This is a genomic window from Collinsella aerofaciens (assembly GCF_009876115.1).
GTDB classification, from domain to species: domain Bacteria; phylum Actinomycetota; class Coriobacteriia; order Coriobacteriales; family Coriobacteriaceae; genus Collinsella; species Collinsella aerofaciens_N.
In genome coordinates this window covers 1-12,276 of sequence record NZ_WWSY01000017.1, presented here as the reverse complement: position 1 = coordinate 12,276, position 12,276 = coordinate 1, and the positions used below count along the sequence as shown (strand labels likewise).

The 12,276-nt window shown below is 59.4% G+C and carries 11 protein-coding genes and 5 tRNA genes; 1 reads left to right on the top strand and 15 read right to left on the bottom strand.

The annotated features are described in order from the left end of the window. Positions 1-87 precede the first annotated feature (87 nt). The 5 genes from GT571_RS08220 to serS form a co-directional block, all read right to left on the bottom strand. Positions 88-164, bottom strand: a tRNA-Arg gene (locus tag GT571_RS08220). 348 nt (positions 165-512) lie between these two features. After that, positions 513-589, bottom strand: a tRNA-Arg gene (locus tag GT571_RS08215). A gap of 354 nt (positions 590-943) precedes the next feature. After that, positions 944-1,020 (bottom strand) — tRNA-Arg (locus tag GT571_RS08210). A 77-nt stretch (positions 1,021-1,097) separates the two neighbouring features. After that, the gene (locus GT571_RS08205; protein WP_022094533.1) at positions 1,098-1,475 is read right to left on the bottom strand and encodes a hypothetical protein; all 378 of its coding nucleotides are present in this window, start codon (positions 1,473-1,475) and stop codon (positions 1,098-1,100) included. A 173-nt stretch (positions 1,476-1,648) separates the two neighbouring features. Continuing rightward, on the bottom strand, positions 1,649-2,932 hold the full coding sequence (serS, locus tag GT571_RS08200) for a serine--tRNA ligase (protein WP_161156568.1): 1,284 nt from the start codon (positions 2,930-2,932) through the stop codon (positions 1,649-1,651). Positions 2,933-3,043: 111 nt separating this feature from the next. On the opposite strand from serS, the gene GT571_RS09955 reads away from it, so the two are divergent. Further along, a complete protein-coding gene (locus GT571_RS09955; RefSeq protein ID WP_168170424.1) occupies positions 3,044-3,217 on the top strand; it encodes a DUF6724 family protein in 174 nt (57 codons plus the stop codon). Positions 3,218-3,375: 158 nt separating this feature from the next. Here the strand turns inward: GT571_RS09955 and proC are convergent, their stop codons facing one another. From proC to GT571_RS08150, 10 genes are all read right to left on the bottom strand, one after another. After that, on the bottom strand, positions 3,376-4,146 hold the full coding sequence (gene proC / locus GT571_RS08195) for a pyrroline-5-carboxylate reductase (protein WP_089572672.1): 771 nt from the start codon (positions 4,144-4,146) through the stop codon (positions 3,376-3,378). Positions 4,147-4,219: 73 nt separating this feature from the next. Further along, the gene (rlmH, locus tag GT571_RS08190) at positions 4,220-4,690 is read right to left on the bottom strand and encodes a 23S rRNA (pseudouridine(1915)-N(3))-methyltransferase RlmH (protein WP_161156566.1); all 471 of its coding nucleotides are present in this window, start codon (positions 4,688-4,690) and stop codon (positions 4,220-4,222) included. Positions 4,691-4,696: 6 nt separating this feature from the next. Then, entirely contained in the window at positions 4,697-5,635 is a 939-nt protein-coding gene (locus GT571_RS08185) for an SPFH domain-containing protein (protein WP_055250521.1), read from the bottom strand. Positions 5,636-5,924: 289 nt separating this feature from the next. Then, positions 5,925-6,011, bottom strand: a tRNA-Leu gene (locus GT571_RS08180). Between the two features lie 43 nt (positions 6,012-6,054). Continuing rightward, positions 6,055-6,972, bottom strand: a complete 918-nt coding sequence (locus tag GT571_RS08175; RefSeq protein ID WP_161156564.1) for a TatD family hydrolase — start codon at positions 6,970-6,972, stop codon at positions 6,055-6,057. After that, positions 6,962-7,822 (bottom strand): 16S rRNA (adenine(1518)-N(6)/adenine(1519)-N(6))-dimethyltransferase RsmA, encoded by an 861-nt coding sequence (gene rsmA, locus GT571_RS08170; protein WP_161156562.1) that lies wholly within the window; start codon positions 7,820-7,822, stop codon positions 6,962-6,964. The genes GT571_RS08175 and rsmA overlap by 11 nt, the downstream gene beginning before the upstream one ends. Before the next feature lie 107 nt (positions 7,823-7,929). Further along, complete coding sequence (gene metG / locus GT571_RS08165; RefSeq protein WP_161156560.1) at positions 7,930-9,531, bottom strand: methionine--tRNA ligase; 1,602 nt, start codon at positions 9,529-9,531, stop codon at positions 7,930-7,932. Positions 9,532-9,600: 69 nt separating this feature from the next. Then, positions 9,601-10,479 carry a 16S rRNA (cytidine(1402)-2'-O)-methyltransferase gene (rsmI, locus tag GT571_RS08160; protein WP_118206060.1) on the bottom strand — a complete coding sequence of 293 codons (879 nt, stop codon included), beginning with the start codon at positions 10,477-10,479 and terminating at the stop codon, positions 9,601-9,603. Positions 10,480-10,485: 6 nt separating this feature from the next. Continuing rightward, complete coding sequence (locus GT571_RS08155) at positions 10,486-11,547, bottom strand: glycoside hydrolase family 5 protein (protein ID WP_055309641.1); 1,062 nt, start codon at positions 11,545-11,547, stop codon at positions 10,486-10,488. A 482-nt stretch (positions 11,548-12,029) separates the two neighbouring features. After that, positions 12,030-12,102, bottom strand: a tRNA-Phe gene (locus GT571_RS08150). Positions 12,103-12,276: the final 174 nt, after the last annotated feature.

Below are 12,276 nucleotides of genomic sequence, written 5' to 3'. Positions count from 1 at the left end.
TTACGCCCGCGCCTCGACCGAGGTTCGAATCCATGCGGTGGCGGCATAAAAGAAAAGCCCCCGTCGCCGGAGGCTTTCAATTTCAATTGGTGCGGCGTATAGGATTCGAACCTATGACGTTCTGATTCGTAGTCAGACCCTCTATCCAGCTGAGGTAACGCCGCGACTTGTTGATTATTATGCACATCGACTGAATAAAGGTCAAGCAATTTTCGAAAAAAGTTATCAAATTTGATTTTTACTCATTTTGACCACTTGATGCTATCTTCGACGCATCGCGATATAAGAAAAGCCTCCGTTACCGGAGGCTTTAAAGTTCAGTTGGTGCGGCGTATAGGATTCCGCGCATCCGCTGCGCGGATCCGCACCGGCTTCGCCCGCCTGCCGGCGGACTCGCCCGCTCGCTAAAAACGCTCCGCGTTTTCTTGACGCTCGCGCCTCGAACGAGGTTCGAATCTCCGCAATGCCCCCGTAAAGGAAAAGCCCCCGTTTCCGGAGGCTTAAAACTCAATTGGTGCGGCGTATAGGATTCGAACCTATGACGTTCTGATTCGTAGTCAGACCCTCTATCCAGCTGAGGTAACGCCGCAACGCACGGATTATTATGCACGTGACCCCTCGATGGGTCAAGCGACAATTTGGAAAAATTTTACGAAGTGATGATTAAGATGCTCGCACCTCGACCGAGGTTCGAATCCGTGCGGTGCCGGCGTGAAAGAAAAGCCCCCGTTGCCGGAGGCTTTCGATTTCAATTGGTGCGGCGTATAGGATTCCGCGCATCCGCTTCGCGGATCCGCACCGGCTTCGCCCGCCTGCCGGCGGACTCGCCCGCGGGCTGAAAACGCTCCGCGTTTTTTTGACGCCCGCGCCTCGACCGAGGTTCGAATCCATGCGGTGCCGGCGTAAAAGAAAAGCCCCCGTTGCCGGAGGCTTCAAGTTCGATTGGTGCGGCGTATAGGATTCGAACCTATGACGTTCTGATTCGTAGTCAGACCCTCTATCCAGCTGAGGTAACGCCGCAGCGCAAGACATATAAAACCACTTTAGCTTATTGGAGTCAAGCTCAATCTCAAACTTTTTTGTGAAACGCAGTTTTGTCATGCTGCTCCGCATATACCGCCGTTCCCCGTACGATCGATTGGCTTTTCGATCACGTCAAACTTGGCATCAAGTTCCCTCAGGAGCGATCTCACCCGCTGGGCACAATCATAATCGGCAAACGAGATGCTCAGCATGCGCGCGACCTGGTTGGAAGTCCCAACTCCATAGAAGTGCTCCAGCGCCACAAGCCCCACGTGCGTCACAAAGGTCTCGACCACATGCGGCGACTCCTCAAAACACCATTGTGTCAACGGACCCTCACTCGTCTGTCGAACCACCAGGCCACCCATGCCAGACGGCTCACACGTTACAAGCAGGTACTCCCCACCCTCGTCGCTCTCAAACAAAACCACCCGATCATCAAACAGCTCCATCGCGTCCCCTTTCTCTCGCTCTTATTTAGCAAAAGCATAACAGGTAGATAGCTGTATACAGAACAGTTGTTCGTGTGTTTTCTATTGAGCTGTCCGCACGGCATGATATGGACCTGCGCACGAAATAGGGCGCCCCCGAAGGAGCGCCCTTGCATATCCCCTATGCAGCCAAGTTACGCGACCGGCTCGATCTTCTCGAGACCGCCCATGTAAGGACGCAGAACCTCGGGAATCGTGATGGTGCCGTCGGCGTTCTGGTAGTTCTCCAGAATGGCAGCCATGGTGCGGCCGGCCGGCAGGCCGGAACCGTTGAGCGTGTGCAGGTAGCGCGAACCCTTGAAGTTCTCGGGGTCGCGATACTTGATGTTGGCGCGGCGAGCCTGGAAGTCACCGCAGTTGGAGCAGGAGCTAATCTCCTTGTAGGCGTTGTAGCTCGGCAGCCAGACCTCAACGTCGTAGGTCTGACGGGCAGAGAAGCCCAAGTCGCCGGTGCACAGGCTAATCACGCGATACGGAAGGCCCAGCTGCTGCAGCAGGTACTCGGCCTCGGCGGTCATGCTCTCGAGCTCCTCGTCGGACTCCTCCGGCTTAGCGAACTTGACCATCTCGACCTTGTCGAACTCGTGCTGACGGATGATGCCGCGGGTGTCGCGACCGGCGGAACCGGCCTCCTCGCGGAAGCAGGGGGTGAAGGCGGTGTAGCGGCGCGGCAGGGTGTCGGCATCGAGGACCTCGCCGGCGTGCAGGTTGGTAAGCACGACCTCGGCGGTGGGGATCAGGAAGTTGTCGCCCGAGACGTGATAGGCGTCGTCCTCGAACTTGGGCAGCTGGCCCGTGCCAAACATGGTCTGACGCTTGACGACGATAGGCGGCCACCACTCCTTGAAGCCACGGCTGGTGTGCGTATCGAGGAAGAAGTTGATGAGGGCACGCTCCAGGCGGGCACCGGCGCCACCGAGAACGGTGAAACGGCTGCCGGAGAGCTTGTTGCCGCGCTCGAAGTCAAGAATGTCGAGGTCGGTGCCCAGATCCCAGTGCGGCTTAAAGTCGAAGTCGAACTCGCGCGGGGTGCCCCAGCGGCGACGCTCGATGTTCTCGTCCTCGTCCTTGCCGTACGGCGTGGCCTCGCAAGGAATGTTGGGCAGGTGAGCCATGAAGTCGTACTGCTCCTGCTCGAGGGCAGTACGACGCTCGGCCAGACCGTCAATCTTCTCGTTGACGGCGCGCACGGCCTCCTTGGCGGCCTCGGCCTCGTCCTTCTTGCCCTCCTTCATCAGGACGCCGATCTTCTTGGACTCGGCATTGCGCGTGGCTTGAAGTTCCTCAACCTCAGTGATGACGGCACGACGCTCGTCGTCGAGCTCAAAGAACTTCTCGCGATCCCAAGACGTCTGGCGGTTAGCCATGGCGACATCGATGGCATCGGGGTTCTCGCGAACAAACTTGATATCAAGCATTAGATCCTCCGGCGATATACATTCCATTTAGGTTGCAACCTTGTACATGTATGGGCAAGTATATACTTATGAGCGTTTACGACCCAACTCAACTACGCAAGAAGGCACCCAATGGACGCAGTTTTTTCCTTTTTGTTTGGCACCCGCACCGGTTTTGCCATCCTTTTCGCCGGCGGCATCCTGCTGTTTGCGATTATTGCCTTTGTAATGGAGAAGCGCACCCATAAGATGTATGTCGACCGCGGCCCCAAGTCCGAGGACGAAGAAGACAGCTTCTGGGACTAACCTGCCAAAAAGGGACAGGTTTATTTTGGTCGGTTTTATCTGGGCAAACGCAAGTGCCCCGCAACTGGAATTGAGCCAGTTGCGGGGCACTTTTCGCTAAAAGGACAAAACCGCAGGAAAAACCTGCCAACATAAACCTGTCCCTTTTTTGGTCGGTTTTACTGGAGGGTTGCGTCGATTGCCTTGACCAGGGCGCTGCGCATGCCGGCGTCCTCGAGCGCAACGACGCCCTTGATGGTGGCACCACCGGGCGAGCATACGGCATCCTTCATCGCCGCAGGATGCTGGCCAGTTGCAAGCTGCAGCTTTGCCGTACCCAGCACCATCTGGCTCACAATGCGATAAGCATCCGCACGCGGGATACCGTGCTTGACCGCCGCATCGCCCAGGGCCTCGATTGCCATGGCGACAAACGCCGGAGCGCAACCACCCACCGTGCCGCCCACAAACAGCAGGCTTGTGTCGAGCTCGACGACAGCGCCAAGCTTACCGAGCAGGTCGAGCACCACAGCACGCTGCTCGTCGTTAAGCGTCGAAGCCTTCTCGCAGGCGATGACGCCCTCGCCTACCGAAACCGGCGTGTTGGGCACCGTCGAGATATGCGCGACGCCCGGCAGGACCTGCTCCCACTTGGCACTGTCCCAGGTCCAGGCAACCGACAGAACGACCTTTTTGGCAAGAGCATCCTTGAGCGGGGCGAATACCTTCTCGATCATGTACGGTTTGACCGCAGCGACCACGATATCGGATGCGGCGACAACCTCGGCGGCATCGTGGCAGGCGACCATGCCGCGCGCCTCGCAGCGCTCAACCAGCGCGTCGTAGCGACCCGCGCAGGCGCACATGTCGCTCGCAGCTACACCGGCAGCGATCCAGCCATCGGCCATAGCGCTCGCCATATTGCCAAAACCGACAAATCCAATCTTCATATCTCATAGTCCTTTCAGACACATTCCTCAAAACGAAAGGTATTGTCCCACGCCATTGTTTCGTATTGCCGACCTATTTGTGATACGGCTCGCCACGACTGATCTTGCAGGCACGGTAAATCTGCTCTAGCAGCACCACACGCGCCAGGTTATGCGGCAAGGTAATGCGTCCAAAGCTGAGCATCTCGTCGGCGCGGGCGCGCACCTCATCACTCACGCCGTCCGAACCGCCGATTACAAAGGCAATGTCGCTGCTGCCTCGCAGCATAAGATCGTCGAGCCTCGCCGAAAACTCCTCGCTCGAGCGCTCCTTGCCCTCGATAGCCAGCAGGATCAAATGCGCTCGAGATGGCAAGGCGGCAAGAATCGCCGCCCCCTCCTTGTCGCGCGCGGCATCCACGCCGCCCGCCTTAGCCGGGTCGATATCGGCCACCTCGCGGATATCCACCTTGGCATAGGCACCTAGGCGCTTGGTGTACTCAGCGCACGCGTCCTTCCAAAAGCGCTCTTTGAGCTTACCGACGCAAACGACGGTGTATTTCACGCGCGTCTACTCCTTCGAATCGTTTTGAACTTTGCCGGCGGCCAGCATCTGCTCGAACATCGAGGCCGACTGCGAAAAGTCGCTCGGCAGCACGACCGTCGAGGTTTTACCCGTGCGAGCGAACTCCGTCATCATCTCGGACCACTGCGTAAACATGAACAGTTGGTTGGCCTCGTCATTGCCGACACCCGTCTCCTGGATGATCTCGAGCGAATCTTTGATACCCAGCGCGATGGCCTTGCGCTGGTTGGCGATGCCCTCGCCCGCCTTTTCCATAGCCTCGGCCTCGGCGGTCGCCTCGGTGACGCGCTTGATGCGATCGGCCTCGGCGAGCTCCTGTGCCGCAGCGCGCTTGCGCTGGGCGGCGTTGATGTCGTTCATGGAGTTCTCAACCTCGGTCGGCAGTGCGATTTTGGTGATGAGCGTCGACACGAGGGTGAAGCCGTAGGCGGCCATCTGCTCGGAAACGGTAGCGTTGACATCCTTGGCGATGTCATCCTTCTTGGCAAAGACCTCATCGAGTGTGTAGACGGGGATGGAGGAGCGCAGGGCGTCGGTGATGAAGTCGCGCATCTGGTCGACGGGCTCCTGCAGCATATAGTAGCTCTTGTAGATGCCCGAATCTGCCGGGCCGGCGCCCATGTCATAGCTCACGTGGTACTGAGCGGAGACCTCAAGGCCAATGGTCACGTTGTCCTGGGTCTTAACGTCGATGCCAAAACCATTTTTCATGGTGCGCAGACTCACCGTGGCGGCCTTGCGGTCAATCACGGGCACCTTCACGTGGAAGCCCGCGTTGACGATACGATTGAACTTACCCAAGCGCTCGATGATCACAGCGTGCTGCTGCTCAACGACGTAGCAGGCGTTGGGGAGCAGCAACAACAGGATGATGATGGGAATCAAAAGGCTGGTAAGGGCGGCGATGATACCGGAAAACAGCATGGTCTCTCCTCTGATAGGCACACGTTGGCATTAGGATACCCGTCCAAGGAGATCGTGCATAACAAAAAAGCTCCCATTGCTGGGAGCTCTTTCAATCCATGGTGCGGGCGAAAGGACGTCCGCGTATCCGCTTCGCGGATCCGCACCGGCCTCGGCCGTCTGCCGGCGTCCTCGCCAGCTCGCTAAAAACGCTCCGCGTTTTCTTGACGCTCGCTCCTTCCGCAGGTTCAAGTCCCCGCGATGGGCACATAACAAAAAAGCTCCCATTGCTGGGAGCTCTTTCATTTAATGGTGCGGGCGAAAGGACTTGAACCTTCATGGGGTTGCCCCCATACGGACCTGAACCGTACGCGTCTGCCAATTCCGCCACGCCCGCGTGCAGGAATTAGAATAACGGAGCGCCACCGCGAACGCAAGAACTATTTTTGAAAAAGTTTGCAGGCATTTTCCCAAGCGGCATGCGCGATTGTTTCGGCGTCCTCACCAGTGCGATCGACACGGTCGTTAACCAGCGCGTTTGCCGTAATGGAGATCATTGCGGGCTCGCATTCAAGACCGCGGATGGGCTCCGGAGCCATATACGGGCAATCCGTCTCGAACAAAATTCGATCGAGTGGGGTTGCCGCAAATGCCTCGCGCACGTCGTCGTTGCGCTTAAAGGTGGCCGCACCACCATAGGCGATATAGCAGCCCAGCTCCACAAAGCGCTCCATCGTGGCGCGGTCCTCGCCAAAACAGTGCAGCACACAACCGGCCTGGGGCACGCCCACCTCACGAAGCACGTTGTAGGCGTCCACGTGCGAGGTACGCTCCTGGTCCATGTCCTCGTGACGCAGATGCAGCTCCACCGGCACGTTACGACACACGGCAAGCTCGAGCTGGCGCGCCATGCAGTCAATCTGCACGTTATGGGGTGCCGGCGCGATATCGTCGTCATAGTCCATGTGGTAGTCCAGACCGATTTCGCCAATACCGGCGCACAAAGGGTCATCGAGCGCAGCAACAACCTGCGCGTGAATGTCATCGGTATAATCCGGCGCGCCATACGGATGCACGCCGGCAAGATACTTGATCTGCGGGATATCCTGCATCGGCAGAATCTCGCGCGTCAGCCAGTCGCTATAGTCCGTCACGCTGCGCTTGTCGGCGATGGGGTCGAGCATCGTCACCAACAGGTCGACGCCCGCGGCTTTGGCGCGCACGAGTGTCTCGAGCACATCCTTGCCCCAGAACGAAAGCAGATGCGCATGCGTGTCGGCAAGCGGTGCCAAGGGCACGGGACAAGCAACCGTCTTCTTTTTCTTGGTAAACGTCACACGTTCGGCATTAGGCATCATGGATTAGCTCCTGGGCCAGACGGACAAAGTCGGCAACGTCAAGCGTCTCGGCGCGCGTGGTGGGTGCGATACCGCAAGCCTCAAAGGCGGCATCGAGCACGTCTTTGGCAAAGCCGTTGGCGCTCATGGAATTGCGGATGGTCTTGCGACGCTGGGCAAATGCAGCATCAATCACGCGGGCCACAAATTCGCGATCGAGTCCTTCGGGCACCACACCGTCAACACGGTCGATACGCACGACGGCCGAGTCCACGTGCGGCGCCGGCATAAAGCAGCGCGGCGGCACCTCAAAGCGGCCCGTCACCTGCGCATACAGGCCGAGCTTTGCCGTATAGCCGCCATAGGTCTTGTTGCCCGACACTGCGGCAATGCGATCGGCAACCTCCTTTTGCACCATGACGACGGCACGCTTGAGCGCCGGCATCGTCTGGAAAAATTGCAAAATGATCGTCGCCGCCACGTTATAGGGCAGGTTCGCGACAAACACCGTCGGCTCACCGCCCGCAGCCTGCTCAATCTGCTCCGGGCCCACCTTGAGCGCGTCGCCCATGATAAAACGGAAGTTGGCATAGTCAGCGGCATGGGCATCGAGCACCGGCTCGAGCTCGGGATCGGCCTCGATCGACATGACGCACGATGCCTCCTGCAGCAGCGCAAGCGCGAGCGTGCCAACACCTGGGCCAACCTCGAGCACGCGCTCATCGCCCGCAAGCTCGGCAAGCTCGCAAATACGCTCGATCACATGGTTGTCAATTAGGAAGTTCTGGCCCAAGCGATGCTTGGTCGCAAGGCCAAACTCCTCCAGCAGCTCCCTGGTTGCCGTGGGGTTTGCCAAAGGCGAAGTTGTCATGGTTGCCTCCTTAACATGGTGGCTGCATCGTAAAGCAAAAGGGCATGGACCGTTGCGGCCATGCCCTTACATCTAAACAGCAAATTGCCGATATGGCGCGCGGCGTCTTAGCCCAGACGCGGGAACAGCGGATCGCCCTTCTCGACGGGCTGACCACCAGCAAGCAGGCCCCAAGCGCAAATGCCCTTGAGGTCGTCGCTCGCGGCCTCGTCCTCGCAGGACAGGCGGCGCAGAGCCTCGGCAGAAGTCTGGGGCATGAGCGGCATCAGCAGGTGAGCGGCAATGCGGATGGCCTCGAGCAGGTTGTAGATCACAAACGCCAGCTCGTCAGCCTTGGCCTCGTCCTTGGCAAGTGCCCAAGGCTCGGAGTCCTCGATGTAGTGGTTGGCGGCATGGATGAGCTCCATGACCTCGTCCTTGGCTCCGCCGTAATCGAGCACGTCCATCTTGGCCATGTAGCGCTCGACCAGGCCATCGGCGATCTTTGCCAGCGGGTTGTCGAACGCATCGAACGATGCGGGCTTGGCGGGCGCGCAACCATCAAAGTACTTGCCGCTCATGTTGAGCGAACGCGAGATAAGGTTGCCCCAGCTGTTGGCCAGGTCGGCGTTGTAGACCTGCTCCATGCGATCGAAGCTGATGGCACCGTCGGTGCCGGGGACGACGTCGGTCATAAAGTAGTAGCGATAGCCCTCGACGCCCAACATGTCGATAACGTCCTGCGGAGCGATGGCGTTGCCGCGGCTCTTGGACATCTTCTCGGCCTTGCCGGTCTCGGCATTGCGCACGGTCAGGAAGCCGTGGGCAAAGACGTGCTCGGGCAGGGCCTCGCCGATGGCCATGAGCATGGCGGGCCAAATGACGCAGTGGAAGCGGATGATGTCCTTGCCCACGATGTGGAACTGCGCGGGCCAGCGATAGGCCAGCTCGGCACGCGCCTCGTCGGTGTCGACACCGTAGCCGACGGCCGTCATATAGTTGAGCAGCGCATCGAACCACACGTAGGTCACGTGACCCTCGTCAAACGGGACCTGAATGCCCCAGTCAAAGCTCGTACGGCTCACGGAAAGGTCATTAAGGCCGCCCTCGACAAAGCTACGTACCTCGTTCATGCGGAACGCAGGCTCGACAAAGTCGGGGTGCTCGTCGTAAAGCTTGAGCAGCTTGTCCTGGAAAGCGGAAAGCTTAAAGAAGTAGGACTCCTCCTGCACGCGCTCAAGCGGACGGTGGCAGTCGGGGCACAGGTGCTGGCCGACGCTGCCGTACTCCTCGTCGCCCTTCTGGACCTGCGTATCGGTGAAGTAGGTCTCGTCAGGCACGCAATACCAACCGTCGTAGCTGCCCTTATACAGGTAGCCGGACTCCTTCATGCGCTCCCACAGGTACTGCACGGCATGATGCTGGCGCGGCTCGGTGGTGCGGATGAAGTCGTCGTTGGAGATCTCGAGCTTGCTCCAAAGCTCCTTGAAGTGCGGGGCCTGGCTATCGGTCCACTCCTGCGGCGTCATGCCATGCTTGGCTGCGGCCTCGGCGACCTTCTCGCCATGCTCGTCCATGCCGGTCAGGAACTTGACGTTATAGCCGGCGGAACGGCGATAGCGAGCCTGAACGTCGGCGATGATGGTGGAATAAGCCGTGCCCAGGTGCGGATCGGCGTTGACGTAGTAGATGGGCGTCGTGATAAAGAACGAAGGCTTGCTTTGATCCATGGGGTTTGTCCTCCAGAAAAACGTTGCATACAGAGGATGATTCTAGCGCAAGGGCTGGATATCCTCCATCTATTGCATATCGAGCACCATGGCATAGACATCGCGCTTGCGGCGCGAATACTTCTGAGACAGGCGCTTGGCCACCGCAGACGCGGGCTCCCCCTCCTCGAGCGCGGCGCGGATATCCTCGCGCAGGGCCTCGTCGGGATCCGCTGCCGTGGCGCCGACCGGCACGATACCGGCCTCCTCATCCTCGCTCGGCGGCGCGATGACCAGCGCGATCTCGCCCTTTACCTCGCCGCGAGCGCGCAGTTCCTCGGCAAGCTGGGCAGCGAGCCCGCGCAAGACCTCCTCGTGCAGCTTGGTGAGTTCGCGGCAGACGGCAACCTCACGCTGGGGAAAGACCTCCGCCACGGCCTCGAGCGTCGCCACGATGCGATGTGGAGACTCGTAGAAGATGAGTGCGCCGGGCACCACGGCAAGGCGCTGCAAACGGCGCACACGGTCGCCGTGCTTTCGGCCCAAAAAGCCCTCGAAGAAAAAATGCTCGCAGGGAATGCCGGACGAAACAAGCGCCGTGACGCAAGCAGAGGGCCCGGGAATAACTTCGACGGGTACATCGGCCTCACGCGCCGCCTCGACCAGCGCCTGGCCGGGATCGGACACGCTCGGCATGCCGGCGTCCGAGGCAAAGGCGAGGGTCTCCCCCGCCAGCAGACGGTCGACCAGGCCGGCAGCGCGGCTAGCGATCACATTCTCGTCGCAACGGACAAGCGGCTTGGAAATGCCCAGGTGCATCAGCAGCTTTGACGTCACACGCGTGTCTTCGCAGCAAATGGCATCGGCGGCGGCAAAGGCCTCGCCAACGCGCGGGGACAGGTCGCCTAGGTTGCCGATGGGCGTGCCGACCACATAGAGTTTGCCCGTATGGGCGCTGTTTTGCGTCATATCAACCTATTCAATCATGCCGCGCTCGAGCGTACCGAGCGCCGCGCGGGCGTCCCATGCTGCAATGCGCTTCTCGGTCTTCCACGTTTGGAAGAACCAACCGGCAGCCGGCGCAAACGAAGCCAGCTGGTTGGCGATAAACACGCGCTCGTAGGCATTGCGGCCCTCGGGCGTAACCGACGAGTTGGCAAAGATCGCCGCGCCCGACCATTCGCCCACCAGCACGGGGAACCCAGTCGAAATCGCTTCTTTAAGCTCGCGCTTGTTACGCGAAATCGCCGTCGTCAGCCCGCGAGGGCTCGTGATGTCGAGCGCATACTCGTCGCGGTAATGGTACAGGTGAAGGTCCATGTAGACGTTCTTGTACTTGGCGCCGCGCATAAAATGCTTCCACTCGCTGGGATGCCCCGACGACGAGAAGACGACGATTTTATCCTCGGGCATATACGAACGGACGAGCTCGTAGGCATCGCGATAGAAATTGCGCAGGTAGTGAGCGGGAATGCCATCCGTCATGGTGAAGAGGCTCTTGCGAACGCTCATCTGCGGCGTGTCCAGCAGCTCAATGCCCAGCAGGCTCTCGGCCTCGCCATAGCGATCGGCCAAGCGCTCGAGCACGTCGAGTGCGACATGACGGCCGTTGGTGGACGAATGCCACTCGGCAACAGCCTCCGGCGTGGTGGGCGAATCGTTGGAATCGCCCTGGCCACCGGGCACGGTTGCCAGATCGAGCAGCACGCGGATGTCGTACTTGGCAGCCCACTCAATTGCGCGGTCGATGTAATCGACAACCGATATGTAGGAGGCATCGGACTCCTGTGAGCCAAAGGCATACCAGGGCACCGGCAGACGCACGGCATTGAGACCGATCTGCGCCATGCGACGAAAATCGTCCTCGCTCACAAACGTCTCGTAATGGCGGCGCATGCGCTCGTTATAGGCGGCGGTACCCATGGCCTCCTGTAGCTCGGCCGCGTTGGATGCACCGGTCGCCGCGTACAGCGACGGGGTCACCCAAGGCTCGGGAATAAACCAGCCAGAGAGATTAACGCCGAGTATCCTCTCCATCACTGCCCCCTTCGGATCATGCAGGTCGAACCCGCATCGTATTGCATAGGATAAGTATCGTTTTGAGTATACCCGCGTGTGCGGACAGGCGACCGAACGGTCTGTAAAGTGACGCGAAAGTGGGAGGAATGTCTGGGGCGGGCGGGCTCGGAATGGTGCGACGAGGTGTGTACGCGCGCCGGAGGCAGGCACCGGAAAGTGTGTCCCGTTCTGAGCCCTTATTCTGGGACGCAGTTTCCGCAGAACCCTACATAAAAGAAAAGGACCCCTTTGCAGAGGTCCTAGTCAATTCAAGGTGGCGGGGAAGGGAATCGCGTCCGCGCGCTGCGCGGACGGACCGCTGCGGCGCTTACGCGCCTTGCGAGCTGCGCTGGCAAACGCTTACGCGTTTACTCAGCTCCGCGCCCTCACGGGGTTCGATTCCATGTGGGGGCTGCATAAAAGAAAAGGACCCCTTTGCAGAGGTCCTAGTCAATTCAAGGTGGCGGGGAAGGGAATCGAACCCCTGACACGAGGATTTTCAGTCCTCTGCTCTACCAACTGAGCTACCCAGCCATTTGAGGTGTGCCTCGTTTCAAGGCTTGATTAGTATAACCAAGGACGCGTTCCGGTCAACCGAGAATTTTAAAAAAGTTTTTGAGCACAGCCTCGGCCTTGATTATCAACTTTATCCGAACACCTCCCACATTCATCCGCACATGTGCGGATGAATGTGGGAACCCGATACCC